We start from the raw sequence: 24,387 nt of genomic DNA, 5'->3' as shown, positions 1-24,387 counted from the left end.
TCCGATCGCCCGCCATGCCCCGCCACCGTCCCGACAGCCCCGACTTCGTCAAGGAGGAGTTTCCGCTCTACTGGCTGGCCCGGGTCTACGGTGTCTACACGATGGAGATGGAGCGGGCGCTCAAGCCCATCGGGCTGGACATCCCGAGCTGGCGGGCGCTGCTGATCCTGGCTGAGCGCGGCACCAGCAGCATGTCGGAGATCTCGCTGCATGCCATCGCCAAGCTCTCCACCGTCACCAAGCTGGTCTACCGCATGAAGGCCGAGGGCCTGGTGGACACCGCGACCTCCGAGCTGGACGCGCGCGTCACGGTGGTGACGCTGACGGCGCAGGGCCGCCAGGCCATCGAGCGCGGCCAGCTCGCCACCCGCCACATCTTCCAGCGCAGCTTCGAGGGCCTGACGCCGACGCAGATCCGCCGGCTCAACGAATCGCTGCACCAGATCCTGGACAACCTGTCACCGCGCCATGCCGACGTGGCCGCCGGGCGCCCGCCCTCCGGCGAGAGCGAGGGCGATGCCGACTGATCGGCCCCGGACCGCGCGACTCACAGCCGGATCATGATGTTCTTCGTCTCGGTGTAGAACTCCAGCGAGTGCACGCCGCCCTCGCGGCCGATGCCCGAGGCCTTGGCGCCGCCGAAGGCGGTGCGCAGGTCGCGCAGGAACCAGGAGTTGACCCAGCACAGCCCGACCTCGATGGCGTTGGCCACCCGGTGCGCGGTGCCCAGGTTCTGCGTCCAGACGGTGGTGGCCAGGCCGTAGTCGGTGGCGTTGGCCAGCGCGATGGCCTCTTCCTCGGTGTCGAACGGCGCGATGTGGCAGCACGGGCCGAAGATCTCCTCGCGGATCACGCTGGCCGTCTCGGGCAGACCGGTCCAGATCGTCGGCTGGACAAAATGGCCTTGCGCGTACTCGCCCGGCATGTCGGGCACGCCGCCGCCGGTCACCACGGTGGCCCCCTGCTCGACGGCCTGGGCGTAGTAGCCCAGCACCTTGGCCTTGTGCTCGGCCGAGATCAGCGGGCCCAGGCCGACGCCCGGCAGCTCGCTCGGGCCGATCTTCAGGCTTTCCGCCTTGTCCTTGAGCGCCTGCACGAACTTCTCGAAGATCGGGCGCTGCACGTAGACGCGCTCGGTGCCGAGACAGACCTGGCCGCAGTTCTCGAAGGCCGAGCGGGTGATGCCGGCCACCGCCTTGTCGAAGTCGGCATCCGCGAACACGATGCCGGCGTTCTTGCCGCCCAGCTCGAAGCTCACCGGGCGCACGCCCTTGGCGGCGGCGGCCATGATGGCCTCGCCGGTGCGGGTCTCGCCGGTGAAGGTGATGCCGTTGATGCCGGGATGCCGGGTGATGAACTCGCCCGCCGAGCCGGGGCCGAAGCCGTGCAGCACCTGGTAGACGCCCTTGGGAATGCCCACCGCGTTCATCACCTCGCCCAGCAGCGTGGCGGTGGCTGGCGTCTCCTCCGAGGGCTTGACGATCACGGTGTTGCCGCAGGCCAGCGCCGGGCCGACCTTCCAGGTCATCAGGAGCAGCGGCAGGTTCCACGGGCAGATCACGCCGATCACGCCCAGCGGCGAGCGCGCGGCGTAGCTGATGGCCGTGCCGCCGTCCGGCGTGGTCATCTGGAAGCTCTCGGTCGGCACGTTCTTGACGATGTCGGCGAAGACCTTGAAGTTGGCCGCGCCGCGCGGGATGTCGATGTGGCTGGCCAGGCTGTGCGGCTTGCCGGTGTCGGCCAGCTCGGCGGCCAGAAACTCGTCGAAGCGGCGGTTGATCTCGTCGGCCACCGCGTGCAGCAGCTCGGCGCGGCGCACCACGCTCATCCGGCCCCATTCGCCCTTCAGCGCCGCGCGGCCGGCGGCCACCGCCGCATCGACCTCGGCCTGGCCGGCCTCATGGACCTGGCCGATCACCTGGTTGTTGGCCGGTGCGCGTTTCTCGAAGGTTCGGCCAGTGGCGACGAACTCGCCGTTGATGAAGTTGAGGAACTGTTTCATGGGGGCAGCAGGGAAGTGGGGCGAAGACGGGGAGGAGGGCGCCTGGGCCGTTCAGGTCACGACCGTCAGGAAGCGCTCGTTGAGCTTGCGGTCGTGATAGAAGATGGCGGCCCCGACCTCGTCCCAGGTCCAGGTGATCGGGTGCATGTCGGGGTAGTAGTCGTAGCCGCCGGCGAAGGTCTCGAGCCGGTTGCCGGACGGGTCGAAGAAATAGATCGTCGCGCCGTGCGTGATGCCGTGGCGGGTCGGGCCGATGTCGATCGAGACGCGGTTCATCGACAGGATGTCGGCCGCGCGCAGCACCTGCTCCCAGCTCTGCAGCAGGAAGCTGACGTGATGCAGCTTGTCGGGCTCGGCATGGCGCACGAAGGCGATGTCATGGGCCTTGGTCGAGCAGGTCAGGAACACCGCGAGGTCGGTCTGGCCGTCTTCCAGCAAGGCCCGCTCGGTCAGCGAGAAGCCGAACACCTCCTCGAAGAGGCGCCGGCTGCCGTCCAGATCGGTGCCGTAGAGCAGGCTGTGGTCCATGCGGACCGGGTTGATGCCCTTGAAATCCGGGAACCAGACTTCCGGGTTGACGAAGCCCAGGCCGTTGCCGATGCGGGTCTTGTCCGCATAGAGCTCGATGATGTGGCCGGTCGGGATCTGGAAGCGCACCCGTTCGCCGGTGTCGAGCATGTCGCCGGCGGGCCGGCGCTCGGTGGCCACGCCATGTTCGCGCAGCCGGCCCTCCAGCCGGTCGAGCGTCGCGGCATCCAGCACCTTGAAGCCGAAGCAGTCCATGCCGGCGGTGGAGGCCTTGCGAATCACGAAGCTGCTGTGATCGTGCTCGGCATGGGTCTTGAAGTACACCCGCCCCGAGGCATCGCGGCCGGTTTCCTTGAGCCCCATCACCTCGGTGTAGAAACGCACCGATTCCTCCAGGTCGAGGACCCGCACCACCGCGTGGCCCGGGCGCAGCACGCCGGTCATTGCCATGTCTGTCTCCTTGTTGTCCGCGATCCATTCGCGATCTGTTCGTTGGCCGGACCATACGGCGGGCAATCCATACTGTCCAATACTGAAGATTCCAAGAACAATACTGTTCGGGTATCGGAATCGCTGGAGCTGCACGCATGGACCTGAGACAGATGCGCTACTTCCTGGCGCTGGCCGAGGAGCGCAATTTCGGCCGTGCCGCCGAGCGGCTGCACATGGCGCAGCCGCCGCTGACGCGCCAGATCCGCGCGCTGGAAGACGAGCTGGGCACGCCGCTGTTCATCCGCACGCCCAAGGGGGTGGAGCTGACCGAGGCCGGCCAGACGCTGCTCGACGAGGTGCCCAACCTGCTGCGGCTGGCGCAGCGTGCGCGCGATCGCACCCGGCTGGCCGGGCAGGGCCTGAGCGGGCGGCTGGAGGTGGGCATCTTCGGCTCGGGCGTGCTCGACGTGATCCCGCGCCTGCTGGCGCGATTCCATGCCGACCGGCCCGAGGTGAAGATCGAGCTGCTGAACCTGGGCAAGGCGCAGCAGCTGGAAGCGCTGCGCGAGCGGCGCATCAGCGTTGGCTTCAACCGGCTGGTGGCGCCGTCCGACGACCTGGTGGTCGAGACGGTGCTGCGCGAGCGTCTGGTGGTGGCCCTGCCCGAATCGCATCCGCTGTGCGCGCGCGACGAGCTGCGCATCGCCGACATGGATGATCTGCCGCTGATTCTCTATCCGAAGGCGCCGCTGCGCGGGCTGGCGCAGGAGGTCGAGGCCGCCTTCCGCGCCGAAGGGGCGCGGCTGCGGGTCGAGCAGGAGGTCGAGGACGTGCTGACCAGCGTGGCGCTGGTGGCCTCGGGCTTCGGGCTGTGCGTGACGACCGCCTCGACCGCCAGCCTGCGGCTGCCGGGCGTGAGCTACCGGCCGCTGCGCTGCGACGTGCTGCGCGACATCGAGCTGAGCTGTCTCTATCGGCGCGACGATCCGTCCCCGATCCTGGCGGCTTTTCTCGCGGTGGTGCGCGACTTCTCGCGCGAGCAGGCGGCCGTGAATCCCCGTTGAGGTGAATCAATACTATAAAGGTATCAATGCAAGAATTTCTGGTATTGGACAGTATCGAGTGACGCACCTATCGTGAGCTCCATGACAGCCGCCGTTGGCCGGCGCGCTGATGGTCAACACATCGGAACGTCATGGACGCCCACCAGATCCAGCAGCTCGGCGATGAGCTGTACCAGGCCCTGCTTGCCCGCGAAGCGGTCGAGCCGCTCACCCAGCGCCACCCCGGCATCACGCTCGACGACGCCTACCTCATCCAGCTGCGCATGATCGAGCGCCGGTGCGCCGCCGGCGAGCGGGTCATCGGCAAGAAGATCGGCGTGACCAGCCAGGTCGTCATGGACATGCTCGGCGTCGACCAGCCCGACTTCGGCCACCTGCTCTCGGGCATGGTGTTCAGCGAGGGCGAGGCGGTCGACACCTCGAAGCTGATTGCCCCGAAGGCCGAGGCCGAAGTGGCCTTCATCCTCGCCAAGGACCTGACGGGCCCGGGCGTGACCGCAGCGGATGTGCTGCGCGCCACCGACTGCGTGATGCCCTGCTTCGAGATCGTCGACAGCCGCATCCGCGACTGGAAGATCCGCATCCAGGACACGGTCGCCGACAACGCCTCCTGCGGCGTCTTCACGCTCGGCGGCGTGCGCCGCAGCCCGCGCCAGCTCGACCTGGCACTGGCCGGCATGGTGCTCGAGAAGAACGGCGAGATCGTCAGCACCTCCTGCGGCGCCTCGGTGCAGGGCTCGCCGGTCAACGCGGTGGCCTGGCTGGCCAACACGCTGGGCCGGCGCGGCATCAGCCTGAAGGCTGGCGACGTGATCCTGTCGGGCTCGCAGAGCCCGCTGGTGCCGGTGCGCCCCGGCGACAGCCTGCATTGCAGCGTCGGCGGCCTGGGCAGCACCTCGGTGCGTTTCGTCTGAGCCCGCCCCGCCCCCGAAGCACAGAACCTCTCCGCACCATGACCCTCGATGCCTTCACCCTCGAGCAGCTCGCCGCCCATCTGGACCGCGCCGAGCAGCAGACCCGCGATGTCGTCAAGATCACCGACGAGCATCCCGATCTGGACTGGGACGATGCCTATGCCATCCAGGACGGCATCCGCCGCCTGCGGCTGGCGCGTGGCCAGCGCCTCGCCGGCCTGAAGGCCGGCCTGACCTCCTTCGCGAAGATGAAGCAGATGGGCGTGGACGTGCCGGTCTTCGGCTTCGTCACCGATGACATGGCCCGTCCTGACGGCGGCGAGATCACCACCGCCGACCTGATCCATCCGAAGGTGGAGGCGGAGATCTGCGTCGTCACCAAGGCGCCGCTGCGCGGCCCCGGCTGCCATGTCGGCGCGGTGATGGCGGCGATCGACTTCGTGCTGCCGGCGGTCGAGGTGATCGACAGCCGCTACCGCGACTTCAAGTTCGACCTCAAGAGCGTCATCGCCGACAACACCTCGGCGGCGCGCTTCGTCGTCGGCGGCCAGGCCCGCCCGGTCGATGCGCTGGACCTGCGCACGCTCGGCGTGGTGCTGGAGAAGAACGGCCGCATCGTCGCGATGGCCGCCGGCGCCGCCGTGCTGGGTCACCCCGCCGCGGCGGTGGCGATGCTGGCCAATCACCTCGGCGCCCGCGGCCAGGAGATCCCGGCCGGCACCTTCATCATGACCGGCGGCGTCACCGAGGCGATCGCGGTCGAGGCGGGCGACCATGTCTGCGCCCGTTTCCAGGATCTGGGCAGCGTGTCGATGCGCTTCGTCTGAACCGAGTCGGAGGATCTGCGATGAACCGTTCCATGAGCAAGAAAATCAAGTGTGCCCTGATCGGCCCGGGCAACATCGGCACCGATCTGCTGGCCAAGCTGCAGCGATCGCCCGTGCTGGAGCCGGTGTGGATGGTGGGGATCGACCCGGAATCCGACGGCTTGCAGCGCGCCCGCGAGCTGGGCCTGAAGACCACTGCCGAGGGCGTGGACGGCCTGATCCCGCACCTGCAGGCCGACGGCGTGCAGATCGTCTTCGACGCCACCAGCGCCTATGTGCACGCCGAGAACTCGCGCAAGGTCAATGAACTCGGCGCGCTGATGATCGACCTGACGCCCGCGGCGATCGGCCCCTACTGCGTGCCGCCGGTCAACCTGAAGGCGCATGTGGGCCAGGGCGAGATGAACGTCAACATGGTCACCTGCGGCGGCCAGGCGACCATCCCGATGGTGGCGGCCGTCAGCCGGGTGCAGCCGGTGGCGTATGGCGAGATCGTCGCCACCGTCGCCAGCCGCTCGGTGGGGCCGGGCACGCGCAAGAACATCGACGAGTTCACCCGCACCACCGCCGGCGCGGTCGAGCGCGTGGGCGGCGCGAAGAAGGGCAAGGCGATCATCATCGTCAACCCGGCCGAGCCGCCGCTGATGATGCGCGACACGGTGCACTGCCTGATCGACGAGGCGGCCGGGCCGGTCAACGAGGCCGGCATCGTCGAGAGCGTGCAGGCCATGATCCGCGAGGTGCAGAAGTACGTGCCGGGCTACCGGCTGGTCAACGGGCCGGTGTTCGACGGCCGGCGCGTCTCGATCTTCCTGGAGGTCGAGGGCCTGGGCGACTACCTGCCCCGGTACGCCGGCAACCTCGACATCATGACGGCCGCGGCCGCGCGCACCGCAGAGATGTTCGCCGAGGAGATGCTCGCCGGCCGGCTGACGCTCAGGCCCGTCGCCCCGGCCGCTGCCGCCATCGCTTGAGAAAGACCGCACCATGACACTGCAAGGCAAGAAGATCACGCTGCACGACATGACGCTGCGTGACGGCATGCACCCCAAGCGCCACCTGATGACGCTGGATCAGATGACCTCCATCGCGCAGGGGCTGGACGCCGCCGGCGTGCCGCTGATCGAGGTCACCCACGGCGACGGCCTGGGCGGATCGAGCGTCAACTACGGCTTCCCGGCGCACACCGACGAGGAATACCTCGGCGCCGTCATCCCGCTGATGACGCAGGCCAAGGTCTCGGCGCTGCTGCTGCCGGGCATCGGCACCGTCGAGCACCTCAGGATGGCCCACGGCCTGGGCGTGCACACGATCCGCGTGGCCACGCACTGCACCGAGGCCGACGTGTCGGAGCAGCACATCACGGCCGCGCGCCAGCTCGGCATGGACACCGTGGGCTTCCTGATGATGAGCCACATGGCCAGCCCGGAGAAGCTGGTCGAGCAGGCCAAGCTGATGGAAGGCTACGGCGCCCACTGCGTCTACGTCACCGACTCGGCCGGCCACCTGCTGCCCGAGGGCGTGAAGGCGCGGCTCTCGGCGGTGCGCGAGGCGCTCAAGCCCGAGACCGAGCTGGGCTTCCACGGCCACCACAACCTGGCCATGGGCGTGGCCAACTCGGTGGCGGCCATCGAGGCCGGCGCCACCCGCATCGACGCGGCCGCCGCAGGCCTGGGCGCGGGCGCAGGCAACACGCCGCTGGAAGTGCTGGTGGCCGTGCTCGACCGCATGGGCGTGCAGACCGGCGTGGACGTCTGGAAGATCCAGGACGTGGCCGAGGACCTCGTCGTTCCGATCATGGACTTCCCCATCCGCATCGACCGCGACGCGCTCACCCTGGGCTACGCCGGCGTCTACGGCAGCTTCCTGCTGTTCGCCAAGCGCGCCAGCGCCAAGTACGGCATCCCGGCGCGCGACCTCCTCGTCGAGCTGGGCCGGCGCAAGATGGTCGGCGGCCAGGAGGACATGATCGAGGACACCGCGCTGACGCTGGCCAAGCAGCGCGGGCTCTCTCTGCCAGGGTAAGGCCTGCCTGGCCTCGCCACGCCTTGTGTCCAAGGGCCGTGGCCGCTGCACGACAAGACTACAGTATGAGGCGACATCCATGATCCACCCGACTCGCGCCGATCGGCGCCACACGTTGCTCGCTATCGCGGCCACGGGTCTGGCCGCCCTGAGTGCCGGCCCGGCTCTGGCCGCTGACGCCTACCCCAGCAGAAGCATCAAGCTCATCGTGCCTTTCGCCCCCGGCGGGCCGACCGACATCATGGGTCGCCAGGTGGCCAGGATCATCGGCGACGCGCTCAAGCAGACCGTGGTGGTGGAGAACCGCGCCGGCGCGGGCGGCAACCTCGGCACCGACGTGGTTGCCAAGGCTGCGCCCGACGGCTACACGCTGGGCGTGGGCGCCATCAGCAGCCTGGCCATCGCTCCGGGACTGTACGAGAAGCTGCCCTACAACGTGGCCAAGGACTTGGTGCCCATCACGATGATCGGCATTGCCAAGGGCGCCATCCTCGCCAACCCGAGTGCGCCTTTCAGCGACCTCAAGGGCCTGATCGCCTATGCCAAGGCCAATCCCGGCAAGCTCAGCTATGCCAGCTCGGGCATCGGCACGGCCAACCACCTGGCGGGCGAGTACCTGCAGTCGCTGGCGGGCATCGACCTGCAGCACGTGCCCTACAAGGGCACCTCGGCTGCCGTGCAGGACCTGCTGGCCGGCAACGTGATGCTCAGCGTGGAGAGCTCGCTGACCAGCGCAGTGCAGCATGTGCAGTCGGGCAAGCTCAAGGCGATTGCGGTCACATCCGGAACGCGCGCCACGCTGCTGCCCAACGTGCCCACCGTGGCCGAGCAAGGCTTTCCGGGCTTTGACGTACCTACTTGGTTCGGCCTGATCGCGCCGTCCGGCACACCCAAGGATGTCGTCGCCGCGCTCAACCGCGTGGTGACCGAGGGCCTGAAGACGCCCGACGCGGTGGAGCGCTTCGCTCAGATCGGCGGCGAGACCCACCCGACCACGCCCGAGCAGTTCGCCACCACCATCCGCGACGAGACCGCGCGCTGGACCGCCGTGATCAAGCGCGCCAACATCAAGCCCGAGTGAATCTCGGGCCGAACCTTGCGGTGCCCCGCATCGGGCGCCGCCCACCAGGAGAAGAACACCATGCCCTTTGCCCAGATCCACATGATCGCGGGCCGTACCGAGGAGCAGAAGCGTGCGGTGATCGAGAAGGTCACCCAGGCGCTGCACGAGGCCGTCGGCGCCCCCAAGGAGACGATCCGCGTCTGGATCCAGGAGGTGCCCAGCACGAACTGGGGCATCGCCGGTCAGACTGCCAAGGATCTGGGGCGCTGATGGCGCGGGCGTTTCAAGTCCGCCCCGCCATCCACCGCCCCACCGCCTCGCGCTCGGCCGCACTGAAGTGCAGCCCGAGCTTGCTGCGCCGCCACAGCACGTCCTCGGCGCTGCGGGCCCACTCGTGGCGGACCAGGAAATCCAGCTCGGCCTCGTGCAGGCCGGGCGCGATCTCCGCGCCCAGACCGGCGATCGAGGTGGCCGTGCCCAGCACGCCCTCGACCCGGCTGCCGTAGGCGCGCGCGAGCCGGCGTGCCAGCGGCGCCTCCAGCCAGGCGTGGCGCGCGCGCAGCTGCACGACGAAGCGCTCGAAGTCGGTGTCGGGGCGCTGCGGCGGGCCGATCCAGGCGCTCAGGTCGCCGCCGGGCAGATGCGCCGCGGCGGTCCAGGCCGGGCGGCGCTGGCCGAGCAGCCGGCCGATCTCGTCGGCGGCATCCTCGGCGAGCTTGCGGAAGGTGGTGATCTTGCCGCCCCAGACGCTCAGGAGCGGCGCGCCGCCGTCGGTGTGGCTCTCCAGCAGGTAGTCGCGGGTGACGGCCGACGCATCCCCTGAGGCATCGTCGAGCAGCGGACGCACGCCGGCGTAGTGCCAGATCACGTCGGACGGCGTGACCGCGCGGGTGAAGTAGCGGCTGGCCTGCTCGCAGAGGTAGGCAATCTCGCCCTCGCTGATGCGCGCCTGCGCGGGGTCGCCCTCGATCTCCTGGTCGGTGGTGCCGATCAGCGTGAAGTCGCGCTCGTAGGGAATCGCGAAGATGATGCGCCGGTCGGGGTTCTGGAAGATGTAGGCGTGGTCGTGCTCGAAGCAGCGCGGCACGACGATGTGCGAGCCCTTGACCAGGCGCAGGCTCCTGGTCGCCAGCGTCTCGCCGGCGGCCGGGCGGGCCACGCCGCGAAGAAAGCGCTCCGCCCAGGGGCCGGCGGCATTGACCAGCATGCGGGCCTCGACCGTGCGTGCCGCGCCGCCGTCGGCCGGCTGCAGCACCGCGCGCCAGCCCTGCGCGCCGCGCTGGGCCGACACCACCCGGGTGCGCGTCAGCACCTCGGCGCCGCGCTCGCGGGCGTCCAGCGCGTTGAGCAGCACCAGGCGCGCGTCGTCCACCCAGCCGTCGGAGTAGACGAAGCCGCGGGTGCAGCCGGCCTTCAGCGGCGCGCCGGCCGCATGCGTGCGCAGGTCGATCGCGTTCGAGCCGGGCAGCACCTCGCGCCGCGCCAGGTGGTCGTAGAGGAACAGGCCGAGGCGGATCATCCAGGCCGGGCGCATCGACGGGTCGTGCGGCATCACGAAGCGCAGCGGCCACATGATGTGCGGCGCGCTGCGCAGCAGCACCTCGCGCTCCTGCAGCGCCTTGCGCACCAGACTGAATTCCCGGTGCTCGAGATAGCGCAGGCCGCCGTGGATCAGCTTGGTCGACGACGACGAGGTGTGCTGGGCCAGGTCCTCGGCCTCGGCCAGCAGCACCCGCCAGCCCCGGCCGGCCAGATCGCGGGCGATGCCGGCGCCATTGATGCCGCCGCCGACGACCAGCACGTCGAGGGCGGGACTCGTGGGATTCGGGGACAAAGAAGCTCCTTTGAATGTTCCTTTGTTTTCTTTTTATATTATTCTTTGTTCGTTTTCAAGAAGTGGTGGCACGGTTTCCTTTCGTCTGGGGGCCATGCACAATCCCGCGCATGACTCCGAACCCCCGCCAATCCGAACTGCTCGACGAGGTCCGCGCCCGCGGCGTGATGACGGTCGAGGCGCTGGCCGAGCGCTTCGGCGTGACGCTGCAGACGGTGCGCCGCGACGTGAAGCTGCTGGCCGAGGCCGGCCTGCTGGCGCGTTTCCACGGCGGCGTGCGCCTGCCGATGTCGACCACCGAGAACATCGCCTACCGCCAGCGCCAGGACCTGCATGCCGAGGCCAAGCAGCGCATCGCGCGCGCGGTGGCCGCGGCGGTGCCCGAGGGCTGCTCGCTGCTGATCAACCTGGGCACGACCACCGAGGCGGTGGCGCGCGAGCTGCTGCGCCACCGCGGCCTGCGCGTCATCACCAACAACCTGAATGTCGCGGCCATCCTGGCGGACAACCCCGACTGCGAGGTCATCGTCGCAGGCGGCGTGGTGCGCCACCGCGACCGCGGCATCGTCGGCGAGGCAGCGGTCGACTTCATCCATCAGTTCCGGGTCGACATCGGCATCATCGGCATCTCCGGCATCGAGCCCGACGGCACGCTGCGCGACTACGACTACCGCGAGGTCAAGGTCGCGCAGGCCATCATCCGGCAGAGCCGCGAGGTCTGGCTGGCCGCCGACCATTCCAAGTTCGACCGGCCGGCGATGGTCGAGATGGCGCGCATGCCGCAGCTCGACCGCCTGTTCACCGACGCCGAGCCGCTCGCCCCCTACGCGGCGCTGCTGGCCGAGGCCGGCGTGCAGCTCGACATCGCGCGCTGAAGGCCGCGGCGACGCCCCGACGACCCGACGACAACGACCCTCCGAGGAGACTTCCCATGACCTATCTGCTGGCCCTGGACCAGGGCACGTCGAGCTCGCGCAGCATCGTCTTCGACGAGCACGGCCGCATCCATGCGATGGCGCAGCGCGAGTTCCGCCAGCACTACCCGCGCCCGGGCTGGGTCGAGCACGACCCCGTAGAGATCTGGCACAGCCAGCTCGAGACCGCACGCGAGGCGCTGCAGCGCGCCGGGCTGCAGGCCGGCGACATCCGCAGCATCGGCATCACCAACCAGCGCGAGACCACGCTGGTGTGGGAGCGGCGCAGTGGCCGGCCGATCCATCCGGCCATCGTCTGGCAGGACCGCCGCGCCGAGCCGCTGTGCGCGCAGCTGCGCGAGGCCGGCCACGCCGCCTGGGTGCGCGAGCGCACCGGGCTGGTGATCGACGCCTACTTCTCGGCGACCAAGATCCGCTGGCTGCTCGACCAGGTGCCGGGCGCGCGCGCGGCGGCCGAGCGCGGCGAGCTGGCCTTCGGCACGGTCGACAGCTGGCTGCTGTGGCAGCTCACCGGCGGGCGCGTGCATGCCACCGATGTCAGCAACGCCGCGCGCACCCTGCTGCTCGACATCCGCACCCAGCGCTGGGATGACGAGCTGCTGGCCCTGTTCGACATTCCGGCCAGCCTGCTGCCCGAGGTTCGCCCGAGCAGCCATGTGTTCGGCGAGACGCTGCCCGAGCTGCTGGGCGCGGCCATTCCCGTCGGCGGCATGGCCGGCGACCAGCAGAGCGCGCTCTTCGGCCAGGCCTGCCTGTCGCCGGGGCAGGCGAAGAACACCTACGGCACCGGCTGCTTCATGCTGATGCACGCCGGCGAGCGCTTCCGCGCCAGCGAGAACGGCCTGGTGACCACCAGCGCCTGCCGCACCGGCGGAGCGGCGGCGCCGGAGTTCGCGCTGGAGGGCAGCGTCTTCATCGGCGGCGCGGTGGTGCAGTGGCTGCGCGACGGCCTGCGCGCCATCGAGTCCAGCCACGAGGTGCAGGCGCTGGCCGCCAGCGTGCCCGATGCGGGCGGCGTCATCCTGGTGCCGGCCTTCACCGGGCTGGGCGCGCCGTACTGGGACGCCGACGCGCGCGGCACCATCGTCGGCCTGACCCGCGGCACCACGATGGCCCACATCGCGCGCGCCGCGCTGGAGAGCATCGCCTTCCAGAGCGCCGCGCTGCTGCAGGCGATGAGCCGCGACGCGGTGGCCGCCGGCGGCGAGCCGGTCAGCGAGCTGCGGGTCGACGGCGGCGCCTGCGTCAACGACCTGCTGATGCAGTTCCAGTCCGACCTGCTCGGCATCCCGGTGCTGCGTCCGAAGGTGATCGAGACGACCGCGCTGGGCGCGGCCTTCCTGGCCGGGCTGTCGGCCGGCGTCTGGCGCGATCCGGCCGAGCTCTCGGCCCTGTGGCAGGCCGAGCGCGTCTTCCACCCGACGCTGCCACGCGAGCGCGCCGAGGAGCGCATGGCGCAGTGGGAGCGTGCGGTACGGCAGGCCTGCGCACGCTGAGCGTTGTCAGGCGGGATACCGGCTGAAAATGATAGAAACCGTGCATGTCCACCCCGCATTACCTTCTTCTCACCGTCGGCAGCACCGGTGACCTGCACCCTTTCCTGTGGCTGGGCCAGGCGCTGCAGACGCTCGGGCACGAGGTGACGGTCCTCACGCATGCCTATCACTGCGACCGGGTGCGGGGTGCCGGGCTGCCCGTGGTCGGCATCGGCACCGACGAGGACTATCTGCGGGTGCTGCGCCATCCCGATCTCTGGGATCCGAAGAAAGGCTTCGCGGCGCTGCTGGCCGACTACCGGCGCGATCTGGAACAGGCGTTGCAGACCCTGAGGACGGTGAGAGGGGCGGCGCCGCGCGTCGCCATCGCGCACCCGTTCACGGTGCCGGGTGCAGCGATCGCGCGCGAGACCGGCGCGCTGCAGGCCCTCGTCGCGGTCCATCTGGCGCCGTCGAGCCTGCGCACCTGCCACGACCCGCTGCGCATGGGCGATCTGGCGGTGCCACGCTGGGTGCCGATGCGCTGGCGCCAGGCGCTCTGGCGCTTCGTCGACCGGCGCTGGATCGATCCGGTGGCCTGTCCGCCGCTTGACGCTGTGCGCCGCGCGCAGGGGCTGCCCGGCATCGGCACGTCCTTTCTGCCGCACATCGCCCAGGCGCCGGACCTGACGGTCTCGCTCTTTCCGTCCTGGTTCGCGCCCAGTCCACCGGACTGGCCACGCCCCTTCATCGAGGGCGACTTCCCGCTTTTTGAGGCCGCAGACGCGACGCCGGCAGCCTTCTCGCCCGAGCTGGCGGCCTTTCTCGCTGCCGGCAAGGCGCCGCTGGTGTTCACCGCCGGCACGGGCAACCTGCAGGCGAGCGGCTTCTTTGCCAGTGCGCTGGCGGCGCTGGTGCGCACTGGCCATCGCGCCGTGCTGCTGACGTCTGACCGCGCTCAGCTGCCGTCCGAGCTGCCACCGACCGTGCTGTGGCAGCCCTATGTGCCGCTGGCGGCGCTGCTGCCGCGGGTCGCCGCGGTGGTGCACCACGGCGGCATCGGGACCACCGCCGAGGCGCTGCGGGCCGGCACGCCCCAGCTGGTCACGCCTTTTGCCTGGGACCAGTTCGACAACGCCGACCGGGTGGTGGCGCTCGGTGCCGGCCAGAGCCTGCCGGCGCGGCGCCTGAGCGCGCGCACGCTGGCGGGCCGCCTGCAGGCGCTGACCGGATCCGCCTCGGTGCGTGCCTGCTGCGCCGGGATCGCGGCCCGGTTCGCGTCGATGCCCGCACCGGACCCGGTGGCGCTGTGCCGCGAGATCGATCGCCGTCTGTCGGGGGCCGCGCCGCTGTCGACAGGCCGGTGAGGCCGCAGAGCGGTCTCAGGCGGCCGCGGTGGCGGGCAGCGCCCGGTGCTGGCCCAGGTCGACGAAGGCGGCCATCACCTTGTGCGGGTTGTGCATCAGCTTGTCCTTCCACTCGCCAAGCGGGCGGCGGGTCTGGATCAGGCCGCGGATCGCGCCGACATGGTTGCAGTTGCCGATGGTGATCGCGCCGACCATGCGCTCGCCCTTGAAGCACAGGCGGGTGTAGAGGAAGTTCTCCTCGTCGACCTCCTCGACCATCTCGCCGCCTTCCACGCCTTGCCACTGGCCGAAGGTGTGCGAGATCAGGCCGCCGATGTCGAGCACGTTCATGCTCAGGCTGCCGCGGTAGGGCAGGGTCTTGCCGGCCATGTTCAGCGCGGCGATGCGGCCGTGCTCGGTGGCGGTGGGCTGCAGCGCATGCACCACCCATTCGCCGGTGGAGAAGTCGCGGCCCTGCGCCACGTCGCCGGCGGCGTAGACATGCGGCACGGTGGTGCGCATGAAGTGGTCGACGACGACGCCCTGGTCGATCTGCGCGCCGGTGCCCTCCAGGAAGGAGACGTTCGGCTTCACGCCGGTGGCCAGGATGATCAGGTCAGCCTCGATCACCCGGGTGTCCATCACCAGGCGCGGGCCGCTCGGGCCGGTTTCGATGCGCTCGGTGCGGCCGGTGGTGATGACGTCGACGCCGCGTTCCTCCAGCCAGCGCTGCATCATGCTGCTGCCGGTCGGCGCCATCATCGTGCGCAGGATCTGGCCGGCGCGGCCGGCGATGACCGACAGCTTCACGCCGGTGCCCACCAGCGACTTCATGCACACGCCGGCGACGAAGCCCGCGCCCACCATCACCACGCGGTTGCCGGGCTGGAGCTTCTCGGCGATGGCGCGTGCGTCCGCCAGCGTCCAGCAGGTGACCACGCCGGGCAGGTCGGTGCCGGGAATCGGCGGCAGCGACGGCGACGAGCCGGTGGCCACCAGCAGGCGGTCGTAGTCGAGCGAGCTGCCGTCGTCGAGGTCGACCGTGCCGCCATCGGCGCGTGCATGGACCTTCAGCGCCTTGCGGTTGAGGTAGCGGATGCCCTGGATGTCGTAGTGCAGGTCGGCCTTGCGCTGCAGCGCCCCCGACTCGGTGATCGACTTGTTCAGCACATAGGGAATGGCCATGCGCGCGTAGGGCGCGCCCGGCTCGCCACCGACCAGCGTGATCTCGCTGGTGGGATCTTCCTTGCGCAGGGTCTCGGCGGCGCGCACGCCGGCCGGGCCGGCTCCGATCAGGACGTATTTCATGGGCTCTTCTCCGTGGCAGCACTTGTGCAGTCATGAGCCTAACCACGGCAACTTACAGCCCTGTCAGGAATCCTTGTCCCCACGGCAGAAAGCCCCGGCCGGGAAAACCCAGGCGGGGCCGTCAGGAAGCCGGCGGAACCACCGGCTTCAGCGGCTCAGGGCCGGATTCAGGCGCCGAGCGATTCCAGCGCGCTGTTGAAGGTCGCGCTCGGGCGCATCACCGCCGAGGTCTTGGCCATGTCGGGCTTGTAGTAGCCGCCGATGTCGACCGGCTTGCCCTGCACGCTGTTGAGCTCCTCGACGATCCGGGCCTCGTCGGCGCTCAGGCGCGCGGCCAGCGGCGCGAACTTCGCGGCCAGCTCGGCGTCCTCGGTCTGCGCGGCCAGCTCCTGCGCCCAGTACATCGACAGGTAGAACTGGCTGCCGCGGTTGTCGAGCTCGCCGGTGCGCGGGCTCGGCGACTTGCGGTTGTCCAGCAGCTTGCCGGTGGCCGCGTCCAGCGTCCGGGCCAGCAGCTTGGCGCGGGCATTGCTGTTCTTGATGCCCAGCTCCTCGAAGGAGACCGCCAGCGCCAGGAACTCGCCCAGCGAATCCCAGCGCAGGTGGTTCTCTTCCACCAGCTGCTGCACATGCTTCGGGGCCGAGCCGCCGGCGCCCGTCTCGTACATGCCGCCACCGGCCATCAGCGGCACGATGGAGAGCATCTTGGCCGAGGTGCCCAGCTCCATGATCGGGAACAGGTCGGTCAGGTAGTCGCGCAGGATGTTGCCGGTGGCGCTGATGGTGTCCAGGCCGCGGATCACGCGCTCCAGCGTGTAGCGCATCGCCCGCACCTGGCTCATGATCTGGATGTCCAGGCCGGTGGTGTCGTGCTCGTGCAGGTACATCTTGACCTTGCGGATCAGCTGCGCCTCGTGCGGGCGGTAGCTGTCGAGCCAGAAGACGACCGGCATGCCGGAGTTGCGCGCACGGTTGACCGCCAGCTTGACCCAGTCGCGGATCGCGGCGTCCTTGACCTGGCACATGCGCCAGATGTCGCCTTCTTCGACGTTCTGGCTCAGCAGCACCTCGCCGGTCTCGATGTCGGTGATGTTGGCCACGCCGTCTTCGGGGATCTCGAAGGTCTTGTCGTGCGAGCCGTATTCCTCGGCCTGCTGTGCCATCAGACCCACGTTCGGCACCGTGCCCATGGTCTTCGGGTCGAAGTTGCCATGCCACTTGCAGAAGTTGATCATCTCCTGATAGATGCGGGCGAAGGTCGATTCCGGCATCACCGCCTTGGCGTCCTTCAGGCGGCCGTCGGCGCCGTACATCTTGCCGCCGGCGCGGATCATCGCCGGCATCGACGCGTCCACGATCACGTCGTTGGGCGAGTGGAAGTTGGTGATGCCCTTGGCCGAGTCCACCATCGCCAGCTCGGGGCGGTGCTCGTGGCAGGCGTGCAGGTCACGCTTGATCTCGTCGCGCTGCGAGGCCGGCAGCTTCTCGATCTTGGTGTACAGATCGACCATGCCGTTGTTGACGTTGACGCCGAGCTGCTTGAAGGTCTCGGCGTGCTTGGCGAAGGCGTCCTTGTAGAAGATCTTGACGCAGTGGCCGAACACGATCGGGTGCGACACCTTCATCATGGTCGCCTTGACGTGCAGCGAGAACATCACACCGGTCTTGCGGGCGTCCTCGATCTGCGCCTCGTAGAAGTCGCACAGCGCCTTCTTGCTCATGAACATCGAGTCGATGACCTCGCGGTCCAGCAGCGCGACCTTCTCCTTCAGCACGAGGGTCTGGCCCGACTTGGTGATCAGCTCCATGCGCACGGTGCGGGCGCGGTCGAGCGTCATCGACTTCTCGCCGTGATAGAAGTCGCCGTGGTGCATGTGCGAGACATGGGTGCGCGAAGCCGGGCTCCACTCGCCCATGCTGTGCGGGTTCTTGCGCGCGTATTCCTTGACGGCCTTCGGGGCACGGCGGTCGGAGTTGCCCTCGCGCAGCACCGGGTTGACGGCCGAGCCGGTGCACTTCGAGTAGCGCGCCTTCAGCGCCTTTTCCTCGTCGTTCTGCGGGTTCTCGGGATAGTCGGGAATCGCGTAGCCCTTGGCCTGCAGTTCCTTGATCGCGGCCTTGAGCTGGGCGATCGAGGCGCTGATGTTGGGCAGCTTGATGATGTTGGCGTCCGGGCGCAGCGTCAGCTTGCCCAGCTCGGCCAGGTGATCGGCGACGCGCTGCTCCTCGGTCAGGTACTCGGGAAAGTTCGCCAGGATGCGGCCGGCGACCGAGATGTCGCTGGTGGTCACGTCGATGCCGGCCTGGGCGGCAAAGGTGCGGACGATCGGCAGGAACGAGGCCGTCGCCAGGAAGGGGGCCTCGTCGGTCAGCGTGTAGACGATGGTCGGCTGCTTCGTGGTCATTCAACTATCTCCGTTGTGGGGGCTTCGGATGAAGCGCGACCCGCGCTCTGCACGGGTCAGTTCTGTCGGGGTCTTTCTTTCCCGGGTGAAATTGTCTCTCACAGTGCGGGAAGTGTCTCCGTGGCGCGCAATGTCGCATGTCTTCCTGTCAGGACGCTGGCTGTGCGGTGCGCATGATCTCGGGAAATTCCCGCATGAGTGATGCTGCTGTGCGATAGCTGATAGTCGATTCTCTGCCTGTACGGCATGGCCGGGCGCCGCCAGAATCCGGCGCAGCCTCATCAGGCCTGTCGGTCTGGTCCCGAACGAATTCCGCCCTCAGGAGCTTTCCCGTCATGTACGAACTCGGCGTCGTCTACCGCAACATCACCCGTGCCGACCGCGAGGCCACCGACCGTCTGGCCGCGCTGGGATCGGCCACTGTGCACGAGGCGATGGGCCGCGTCGGCCTGCTCAAGCCCTGCATGCGCCCGATCCAGGTCGGCACCCAGGTCTCGGGCACCGCGGTCACCGTGCTGCTGCACCCGGGCGACAACTGGATGATGCATGTCGCGGCCGAGCAGATCCAGCCGGGCGACATCGTGGTGGCGGCCGTCACCGCCGAGTGCACCGACGGCTACTTCGGCGACCTGCTGGCTACCAGCTTCATGGCCCGGGGCGCGCGCGCGCTGATCATCGACGCCGGCGTGCGCGACGTGAAGACGCTCAAGGAGATGGGCTTCCCGGTCTGGTCCAAGGCCATCAGTTCCAAGGGCACGATCAAGGCCACGCTGGGCTCGGTGAACATCCCGGTGGTGTGCGCCGGCATGATGGTCAACCCGGGCGACGCGATCGTCGCCGACGACGACGGCGTGTGCTGCGTGCCGGCTGCCCGCGTGGTCGAGGTGGCTGCTGCCGCCGCCAAGCGCGAGAGCTTCGAGGGCGAGAAGCGCGACATGCTCGCCAGCGGCGTGCTCGGCCTGGACATGTACAAGATGCGCGAGCCGCTGGCCAAGGCCGGCCTGCGCTACATCGACTGAGCCGGGCGCCATCCGCCCCCTGACGCGACGACACGAAACGGACCCAGATCCGGCCCGCCGCGCCATCCACCCCCTTCCAGGAGACAACGATGACCGATCGATTCACCCGCCCGAGCCGCAAGGCCTTCCTGAAGCTGGCCGCCGTCGCTGGCGTGAGCGCCGCCTTTGCGCTGCCGACGCAGGCCCAGACCGCGGCCTCGGCGGCCGCCGCCACCGACTGGCCGACCAAGCCGGTGCGCATCATCACGCCTTTCCCGGTCGGCTCCGGCCCGGAAGGCGTGGTGCGCCTGCTGGCTGAAAAGCTGCAGAAGACCTGGGGCAAGCCGGTCATCGTCGAGAACCGGCCCGGTGCCAACGGCTTCATCGCCATCGATGCCTTCCGCCAGGGCGCCAAGGACGGCCATGACCTGATGCATCTGGACAATGTGCATCTGGTCGCCTATCCGCACCTGTTCAAGAAGCTGCCCTACGACCCGAAGGACTTCGAGCCGGTGCTGCCGCTGTTCCGCGCCAACTTCTTCCTGACCACCGCGGCGAACAGCAAGTACCGCAATGTCGGCGACATCCTGGCCGAGGCCCGCGCCAATCCCGGCAAGCTGAACTACGGCTCCTGGTCGGTCGGCAATCCGGTGCATCTGGGCACCGCGCTGCTGGAGGCGATGACGAACACCGAGATGCAGCATGTGGTCTACAAGGAGACCTCGCAGCTCTACACCGGCGTGGCCAACGGCGAGCTGAACTTCGCTCTGGGCACGATGGCCACCGCCGGGCCGCTGCAGCGCGCCGGCAAGATCAAGTTCATCGGCACCACCGGCCTGAAGCGCCATCCGGCCTTCCCGGACGTGCCGACGGTGGCCGAGTCGGGCGGACCGGCCGGCTACGAGGTCTCGGGCTGGACGACCATCGCCACGCCGAAGGGCCTGCCCAAGGCGGTGGCCGATCGCATCCAGCGCGACCTCGAGAAGGCCCTGGCCGAGCCGGAGATCGCCCAGCGCTACGCCACCTTCGGCTATGACCTCTTTCCGACGACACGCGAGCAGTTCGGCAGCTTCATCCAGTCGGAATCGACCAAGTGGGCTGGCGTGATCCAGCGCGCCAAGGCTTCGCTGGACTGAGGCCGGCAGCCTCGCGCATTTTCCTCCCGGTTCAACCCAAGGACTGAATTCCCATGAGCAAGCCCACCACGGGTGACTTCACGAAGACCGCCGGCTGGCTGGACTGGTACACCGGTCCTGCCAAGCCGACGTTCCAGCTGCCGGCCGGTGCGGTCGATGCGCACTGCCACGTCTTCGGCCCCGGCGCCGAATTCCCCTATGCGCCCGAGCGCAAGTACACGCCCTGCGACGCGTCCAAGCACGAGCTCTACGCGCTGCGCGACCACCTGGGCTTCGCGCGCAACGTCGTCGTGCAGGCTACCTGCCACGGCGCCGACAACCGCGCGATGATCGACGCCTGCGTCTCCAGCGGCGGCAAGGCGCGGGGCGTGGCCACCGTGCGGCGCTCGGTGACCGATGACGAGCTGCAGGCGATGCACGCCGCCGGCGTGCGCGGCGTGCGCTTCAACTTCGTCAAGCGCCTGGTGGACTTCACGCCCAAGGACGAGCTGCTGGAGATCGCCGAGCGCATCGCCAAGCTCGGCTGGCATGTCGTCATCTATTTCGAGGCGGTGGACCTGCCGGAACTCTGGGACTTCTTCACCGCGCTGCCGACCACCGTGGTCGTCGACCACATGGGCCGCCCGGATGTCACCCAGCCCATCGACGGCCCCGAGTTCGCGCTGTTCCTGAAGTTCATGCGCGAGCATCCGAACGTCTGGAGCAAGGTGAGCTGCCCGGAGCGCCTCTCCGCCACCGGCCCCAAGGCGCTGGACGGCGAGCAGGCCGCCTACCGCGACGTGGTGCCCTTCGCGCGCCGCGTGGTCGAGGAATTCCCGGATCGCGTGCTCTGGGGTACCGACTGGCCGCATCCCAACCTGAAGGACCACATGCCCGACGACGGCCTGCTGGTGGACTTCATCCCCGCCATCGCGCCGACGCCCGAGCTGCAGAAGAAGCTGCTGGTCGACAACCCGATGCGCCTGTACTGGCCCGAAGAAGCTCAAGTCCACGGGCAAGGAGCCTGACGCCATGGCACTCGACAAGCCCTACCAGGACATCCCTGGCACCATCATCTTCGACGCCGAGCAGAGCCGCCGCGGCTACTGGCTCAACCAGTTCTGCATGAGCCTGATGAAGGCCGAGAACCGCGAGCGCTTCAAGGCCGACGAGCGCGCTTATCTCGACGAGTGGGCGATGACCGAGGAGCAGAAGCAGGCCGTGCTGGCGCGCGACCTGAACTGGTGCATGCGCACCGGCGGCAACATCTACTTCCTGGCCAAGATCGGCGCCACCGATGGCAAGAGCTTCCAGTACATGGCCGCGACGATGACCGGCATGACGCAGGAGGAATACATGCAGATGATGCTGTCGGGCGGCCGCTCGGCCGAGGGCAATCGCGTCATCGGCGAGGACGGCGACGCCCAGGCGCACCGCCAGCCTCAGGGCCAATCGCACCAGAAGAAGGACGCCTGACCATGGCCCGCATTTCCGCCTCCGTCTACACCTCGCACGTGCCGGCCATCGGCGCGGCGATCGACCTGGGCAAGACCCACGAGCCCTACTGGCAGCCGCTGTTCAAGGGCTACGAGCCGTCCAAGCAGTGGATGAAGGACAACAAGCCCGACGTGATCTTCCTGGTCTACAACGACCACGCGACCGCGTTCAGCCTGGACCTGACCCCGACCTTCGCCATCGGCACCGCCGCCGCCTTCAACCCGGCCGACGAGGGCTGGGGGCCGCGCCCGGTGCCCCAGGTGATCGGCCACCCGGAGCTGGCCTCGCACATCGCGCAGTCGGTGATCCAGGATGACTTCGACCTCACCATCGTCAACCGAATGGACGTCGACCACGGCCTGACGGTGCCGCTGAGCCTGATGTGCGGCCAGCCCGACGCCTGGCCCTGCCCGGTGATCCCGTTCGCGGTCAACGTGGTGCAGTACCCGGTGCCGTCGGGGCGGCGCTGCTTCAACCTGGGTCGCGCGATCCGCAAGGCGGTCGAGAGCTTCGACGCTGACCTGAACGTGCAGATCTGGGGCACCGGCGGCATGAGCCACCAGCTGCAGGGCGCGCGCGCGGGCCTGATCAACCGCGAGTGGGACAACGCCTGGCTCGACAAGATGATCGACGACCCCGAGGCCGCCGCCGCCACGCCGCACATCGACTATGTGCGCGAAGCCGGCAGCGAAGGCATCGAGCTGGTGATGTGGCTGATCGCGCGCGGCGCGATGGCCGACGTGCCGGCCTTCGGCGCGCCCGAAGGGGCGCCGGTCGGACCGAAGCCGCGTCTGGCGCACCGCTTCTATCACGTGCCGGCGAGCAACACCGCTGTCGGCCACGCGATTCTCGAGAACCCGAGCTGAGCCCCCGCGGCTCGCCCCCCCACACGACAGGACTATCCCCATGAGCAAGACCATCAAGGTGGCGCTGGCCGGCGCCGGTGCCTTCGGCATCAAGCACCTGGACGGCATCAAGAACATCGACGGCGTCGAGGTCGTCTCGCTGATCAGCCGCGATCTGGAGAAGACCCGCGAGGTCGCCGCCAAGTACGGCGTCAAACACGTCACCACCGATCTGGCCGACAGCCTGGCGATGCCGGAAGTCGACGCGGTCATCCTGTGCACGCCCACGCAGATGCACGCCAGCCAGACGCTGGCCTGCCTGAAGGCCGGCAAGCATGTGCAGGTCGAGATCCCGCTGTGCGACGTGCTGGCCGACGGCGAGGAAGCCGTGGCGCTGGCCGAGAAGAGCGGCCTGGTCGCCATGTGCGGCCACACCCGCCGCTTCAACCCCAGCCACCAGTACGTGCACAAGAAGATCGAGGCCGGCGAGTTCAACATCCAGCAGATGGATGTGCAGACCTACTTCTTCCGCCGCACCAACATGAACGCGCTGGGCCAGCCGCGCTCGTGGACCGACCACCTGCTGTGGCACCACGCCGCGCACACGGTCGATCTGTTCGCCTACCAATGTGGCTCGCCGATCGTCAAGGCCAACGCTATCCAGGGCCCGATCCACCCGACCCTGGGCATCGCGATGGACATGAGCATCCAGCTCAAGGCCGCCAACGGCGCGATCTGCACGCTGTCGCTCTCGTTCAACAACGACGGCCCGCTGGGCACCTTCTTCCGCTACATCGGCGACACCGGCACCTTTATTGCCCGCTATGACGACCTGGTCAACGGCAAGGAGGAGAAGATCGACGTGTCGAAGGTGGATGTGTCGATGAACGGCATCGAGCTGCAGGACCGCGAGTTCTTCGCCGCCATCAAGGAAGGCCGCCAGCCCAACAGCAGCCTGGCCCAGGTGCTGCCCTGCTATCAGGTGCTGCACCAGCTCGAGCAGCAGCTGAATGCCTGAACGTCTGAACTCCTGAACGTCTGAGTTGCTGATCCGGCCTCGGCCGGATTCCTTTTCGTTGCTTCCTGGAAAAGGATTGGCCGCCGGTCTCGCGACCGGCGGCCTTTTTTCGAGGTCGATGTTCGAGGTCGATCTGTGCGGCGGCTGGAGGCCGCCGCAGATCAGCCGCGCTCGAGAATCCAGTTCAGCGCCGCCTTGTAGCCCTTCACGCCCAGGCCGCAGATCATGCCCTCGGCGATGGCGGTGATGAAGGAGTGGTGGCGGAACTCCTCGCGCTTGTGGATGTTGCTGATGTGCACCTCCACCACCGGAATGGCCACGCCGGCCAGCGCGTCGCGCAGCGCCACGCTGGTGTGGGTCAGGCCACCCGGATTGATGATGATCCAGTGCGTGCCGTCCAGGCGCGCGGCGTGGATGCGGTCGATCAGCGCGCCTTCGTGGTTGCTCTGGAAGCAGCTCACCTCGGCGCCCTGGCGTGCGCCTTGCTCGATCAGGCCGCGCTCGACGTCGGCCAGCGTGTCGGCGCCGTAGATCTGCGGCTCGCGGGTGCCCAGCAGGTTCAGGTTCGGGCCGTTCAGGACGAGGATCTTCTTCATCGCGGAAACACTTTCTTGGTGAGGGGACCGTCGGATCGGCGCGGATTATCCCTGCGCACGCGGGCGCAGCCGCATGGTGCCGGGCAGGGGCACGGAGCGGCGCAGCACGCCCTCGGCGAGCCAGACGGCCGAGTCCCAGGCGCGGCGGGCGACATAGGGC

At 68.8% G+C, this 24,387-nt stretch carries 23 protein-coding genes and 1 pseudogene; 17 read left to right on the top strand and 7 right to left on the bottom strand.

The window, feature by feature from the left end:
- The first annotated feature begins 14 nt into the window (after positions 1 to 14).
- A complete protein-coding gene (locus BW996_RS07305) occupies positions 15 to 527 on the top strand; it encodes a MarR family winged helix-turn-helix transcriptional regulator (protein WP_051631919.1) in 513 nt (170 codons plus the stop codon).
- Positions 528 to 547: 20 nt separating this feature from the next.
- Here BW996_RS07305 and BW996_RS07300 read toward each other — a convergent pair whose 3' ends face one another.
- Positions 548 to 2,002, bottom strand: a complete 1,455-nt coding sequence (locus BW996_RS07300) for a 2-hydroxymuconic semialdehyde dehydrogenase (RefSeq protein WP_037481874.1) — start codon at positions 2,000 to 2,002, stop codon at positions 548 to 550.
- A 51-nt stretch (positions 2,003 to 2,053) separates the two neighbouring features.
- Positions 2,054 to 2,980: a catechol 2,3-dioxygenase gene (locus BW996_RS07295; protein WP_037481877.1), complete on the bottom strand. Its 927-nt coding sequence runs from the start codon at positions 2,978 to 2,980 to the stop codon at positions 2,054 to 2,056.
- Positions 2,981 to 3,117: 137 nt separating this feature from the next.
- Between BW996_RS07295 and BW996_RS07290 the strand changes: the two genes are divergently transcribed.
- The 7 genes from BW996_RS07290 to thmT all read left to right on the top strand — a co-directional run bounded on the left by BW996_RS07290 (position 3,118) and on the right by thmT (position 9,125).
- Positions 3,118 to 4,026, top strand: a complete 909-nt coding sequence (locus BW996_RS07290) for a LysR family transcriptional regulator (protein ID WP_037481878.1) — start codon at positions 3,118 to 3,120, stop codon at positions 4,024 to 4,026.
- Between the two features lie 131 nt (positions 4,027 to 4,157).
- Positions 4,158 to 4,940 carry a 2-oxopent-4-enoate hydratase gene (dmpE, locus tag BW996_RS07285; protein ID WP_037481880.1) on the top strand — a complete coding sequence of 261 codons (783 nt, stop codon included), beginning with the start codon at positions 4,158 to 4,160 and terminating at the stop codon, positions 4,938 to 4,940.
- A gap of 38 nt (positions 4,941 to 4,978) precedes the next feature.
- Complete coding sequence (gene dmpH, locus BW996_RS07280) at positions 4,979 to 5,767, top strand: 2-oxo-3-hexenedioate decarboxylase (protein ID WP_037481882.1); 789 nt, start codon at positions 4,979 to 4,981, stop codon at positions 5,765 to 5,767.
- Between the two features lie 32 nt (positions 5,768 to 5,799).
- Entirely contained in the window at positions 5,800 to 6,741 is a 942-nt protein-coding gene (locus tag BW996_RS07275; protein WP_037481884.1) for an acetaldehyde dehydrogenase (acetylating), read from the top strand.
- A 13-nt stretch (positions 6,742 to 6,754) separates the two neighbouring features.
- Entirely contained in the window at positions 6,755 to 7,792 is a 1,038-nt protein-coding gene (gene dmpG / locus BW996_RS07270) for a 4-hydroxy-2-oxovalerate aldolase (RefSeq protein ID WP_037481887.1), read from the top strand.
- 79 nt (positions 7,793 to 7,871) lie between these two features.
- Entirely contained in the window at positions 7,872 to 8,873 is a 1,002-nt protein-coding gene (locus tag BW996_RS07265; RefSeq protein ID WP_037481890.1) for a Bug family tripartite tricarboxylate transporter substrate binding protein, read from the top strand.
- A gap of 15 nt (positions 8,874 to 8,888) precedes the next feature.
- A complete protein-coding gene (gene thmT, locus BW996_RS07260) occupies positions 8,889 to 9,125 on the top strand; it encodes a 2-hydroxymuconate tautomerase (protein ID WP_076458818.1) in 237 nt (78 codons plus the stop codon).
- A 13-nt stretch (positions 9,126 to 9,138) separates the two neighbouring features.
- Here the strand turns inward: thmT and glpD are convergent, their stop codons facing one another.
- Positions 9,139 to 10,689, bottom strand: a complete 1,551-nt coding sequence (gene glpD, locus BW996_RS07255; protein WP_037481894.1) for a glycerol-3-phosphate dehydrogenase — start codon at positions 10,687 to 10,689, stop codon at positions 9,139 to 9,141.
- Between the two features lie 110 nt (positions 10,690 to 10,799).
- Between glpD and BW996_RS07250 the strand changes: the two genes are divergently transcribed.
- The 3 genes from BW996_RS07250 to BW996_RS07240 are packed head-to-tail and all read left to right on the top strand — an operon-like array spanning position 10,800 to position 14,466.
- The gene (locus BW996_RS07250) at positions 10,800 to 11,564 is read left to right on the top strand and encodes a DeoR/GlpR family DNA-binding transcription regulator (protein ID WP_037481896.1); all 765 of its coding nucleotides are present in this window, start codon (positions 10,800 to 10,802) and stop codon (positions 11,562 to 11,564) included.
- Positions 11,565 to 11,620: 56 nt separating this feature from the next.
- Complete coding sequence (gene glpK / locus BW996_RS07245; RefSeq protein ID WP_037481897.1) at positions 11,621 to 13,120, top strand: glycerol kinase GlpK; 1,500 nt, start codon at positions 11,621 to 11,623, stop codon at positions 13,118 to 13,120.
- Between the two features lie 44 nt (positions 13,121 to 13,164).
- On the top strand, positions 13,165 to 14,466 hold the full coding sequence (locus BW996_RS07240; protein ID WP_037481899.1) for a glycosyltransferase: 1,302 nt from the start codon (positions 13,165 to 13,167) through the stop codon (positions 14,464 to 14,466).
- Between the two features lie 15 nt (positions 14,467 to 14,481).
- On the opposite strand, the gene BW996_RS07235 is transcribed toward BW996_RS07240, so the two are convergent.
- Both BW996_RS07235 and BW996_RS07230 read right to left on the bottom strand, forming a co-directional pair.
- Entirely contained in the window at positions 14,482 to 15,753 is a 1,272-nt protein-coding gene (locus BW996_RS07235) for an NAD(P)/FAD-dependent oxidoreductase (RefSeq protein WP_037481900.1), read from the bottom strand.
- A 167-nt stretch (positions 15,754 to 15,920) separates the two neighbouring features.
- On the bottom strand, positions 15,921 to 18,158 hold the full coding sequence (locus BW996_RS07230; protein WP_037481902.1) for an NADP-dependent isocitrate dehydrogenase: 2,238 nt from the start codon (positions 18,156 to 18,158) through the stop codon (positions 15,921 to 15,923).
- Positions 18,159 to 18,493: 335 nt separating this feature from the next.
- On the opposite strand from BW996_RS07230, the gene ligK reads away from it, so the two are divergent.
- The 6 genes from ligK to BW996_RS07200 all read left to right on the top strand — a co-directional run bounded on the left by ligK (position 18,494) and on the right by BW996_RS07200 (position 23,631).
- A complete protein-coding gene (gene ligK / locus BW996_RS07225; RefSeq protein WP_037481904.1) occupies positions 18,494 to 19,177 on the top strand; it encodes a 4-carboxy-4-hydroxy-2-oxoadipate aldolase/oxaloacetate decarboxylase in 684 nt (227 codons plus the stop codon).
- Between the two features lie 89 nt (positions 19,178 to 19,266).
- Positions 19,267 to 20,292, top strand: coding sequence for a Bug family tripartite tricarboxylate transporter substrate binding protein (locus BW996_RS07220; protein ID WP_037481905.1), 1,026 nt, complete (start codon positions 19,267 to 19,269; stop codon positions 20,290 to 20,292).
- 53 nt (positions 20,293 to 20,345) lie between these two features.
- A complete protein-coding gene (locus tag BW996_RS07215; protein ID WP_037481907.1) occupies positions 20,346 to 21,299 on the top strand; it encodes an amidohydrolase family protein in 954 nt (317 codons plus the stop codon).
- 4 nt (positions 21,300 to 21,303) lie between these two features.
- Positions 21,304 to 21,747 (top strand): protocatechuate 4,5-dioxygenase subunit alpha, encoded by a 444-nt coding sequence (gene ligA, locus BW996_RS07210; RefSeq protein ID WP_037481909.1) that lies wholly within the window; start codon positions 21,304 to 21,306, stop codon positions 21,745 to 21,747.
- 2 nt (positions 21,748 to 21,749) lie between these two features.
- Complete coding sequence (locus BW996_RS07205) at positions 21,750 to 22,634, top strand: class III extradiol dioxygenase subunit beta (RefSeq protein ID WP_037481910.1); 885 nt, start codon at positions 21,750 to 21,752, stop codon at positions 22,632 to 22,634.
- A gap of 40 nt (positions 22,635 to 22,674) precedes the next feature.
- Entirely contained in the window at positions 22,675 to 23,631 is a 957-nt protein-coding gene (locus BW996_RS07200; protein WP_037481912.1) for a Gfo/Idh/MocA family oxidoreductase, read from the top strand.
- 161 nt (positions 23,632 to 23,792) lie between these two features.
- Here the strand turns inward: BW996_RS07200 and aroQ are convergent, their stop codons facing one another.
- Both aroQ and BW996_RS22085 read right to left on the bottom strand, forming a co-directional pair.
- Complete coding sequence (aroQ, locus tag BW996_RS07195) at positions 23,793 to 24,227, bottom strand: type II 3-dehydroquinate dehydratase (protein ID WP_037481914.1); 435 nt, start codon at positions 24,225 to 24,227, stop codon at positions 23,793 to 23,795.
- Between the two features lie 45 nt (positions 24,228 to 24,272).
- Positions 24,273 to 24,387: pseudogene (locus BW996_RS22085) on the bottom strand (sugar phosphate isomerase/epimerase); the annotation flags it as partial.

The organism is Sphaerotilus natans (genome assembly GCF_900156335.1).
In the GTDB taxonomy this organism is placed as follows: Bacteria; Pseudomonadota; Gammaproteobacteria; order Burkholderiales; family Burkholderiaceae_C; genus Sphaerotilus; species Sphaerotilus natans.
This window is presented reverse-complemented; position numbering and strand designations above follow the sequence as displayed.

Coding starts and splice junctions, on each gene's coding strand:
- BW996_RS07205 (WP_037481910.1), top strand. CDS start 21,750: ATGGCCCGCATTTCCGCCTCCGTCTACACCTCGCACGTGCCGGCCATC.
- ligA (WP_037481909.1), top strand. CDS start 21,304: ATGGCACTCGACAAGCCCTACCAGGACATCCCTGGCACCATCATCTTC.
- aroQ (WP_037481914.1), bottom strand. CDS start 24,227: ATGAAGAAGATCCTCGTCCTGAACGGCCCGAACCTGAACCTGCTGGGC.
- dmpG (WP_037481887.1), top strand. CDS start 6,755: ATGACACTGCAAGGCAAGAAGATCACGCTGCACGACATGACGCTGCGT.
- BW996_RS07220 (WP_037481905.1), top strand. CDS start 19,267: ATGACCGATCGATTCACCCGCCCGAGCCGCAAGGCCTTCCTGAAGCTG.
- BW996_RS07305 (WP_051631919.1), top strand. CDS start 15: ATGCCCCGCCACCGTCCCGACAGCCCCGACTTCGTCAAGGAGGAGTTT.
- BW996_RS07240 (WP_037481899.1), top strand. CDS start 13,165: ATGTCCACCCCGCATTACCTTCTTCTCACCGTCGGCAGCACCGGTGAC.
- glpK (WP_037481897.1), top strand. CDS start 11,621: ATGACCTATCTGCTGGCCCTGGACCAGGGCACGTCGAGCTCGCGCAGC.
- BW996_RS07265 (WP_037481890.1), top strand. CDS start 7,872: ATGATCCACCCGACTCGCGCCGATCGGCGCCACACGTTGCTCGCTATC.
- BW996_RS07300 (WP_037481874.1), bottom strand. CDS start 2,002: ATGAAACAGTTCCTCAACTTCATCAACGGCGAGTTCGTCGCCACTGGC.
- ligK (WP_037481904.1), top strand. CDS start 18,494: ATGTACGAACTCGGCGTCGTCTACCGCAACATCACCCGTGCCGACCGC.
- BW996_RS07290 (WP_037481878.1), top strand. CDS start 3,118: ATGGACCTGAGACAGATGCGCTACTTCCTGGCGCTGGCCGAGGAGCGC.
- BW996_RS07275 (WP_037481884.1), top strand. CDS start 5,800: ATGAGCAAGAAAATCAAGTGTGCCCTGATCGGCCCGGGCAACATCGGC.
- BW996_RS07230 (WP_037481902.1), bottom strand. CDS start 18,158: ATGACCACGAAGCAGCCGACCATCGTCTACACGCTGACCGACGAGGCC.
- dmpE (WP_037481880.1), top strand. CDS start 4,158: ATGGACGCCCACCAGATCCAGCAGCTCGGCGATGAGCTGTACCAGGCC.
- BW996_RS07250 (WP_037481896.1), top strand. CDS start 10,800: ATGACTCCGAACCCCCGCCAATCCGAACTGCTCGACGAGGTCCGCGCC.
- BW996_RS07215 (WP_037481907.1), top strand. CDS start 20,346: ATGAGCAAGCCCACCACGGGTGACTTCACGAAGACCGCCGGCTGGCTG.
- dmpH (WP_037481882.1), top strand. CDS start 4,979: ATGACCCTCGATGCCTTCACCCTCGAGCAGCTCGCCGCCCATCTGGAC.
- BW996_RS07200 (WP_037481912.1), top strand. CDS start 22,675: ATGAGCAAGACCATCAAGGTGGCGCTGGCCGGCGCCGGTGCCTTCGGC.
- BW996_RS07295 (WP_037481877.1), bottom strand. CDS start 2,980: ATGGCAATGACCGGCGTGCTGCGCCCGGGCCACGCGGTGGTGCGGGTC.
- BW996_RS07235 (WP_037481900.1), bottom strand. CDS start 15,753: ATGAAATACGTCCTGATCGGAGCCGGCCCGGCCGGCGTGCGCGCCGCC.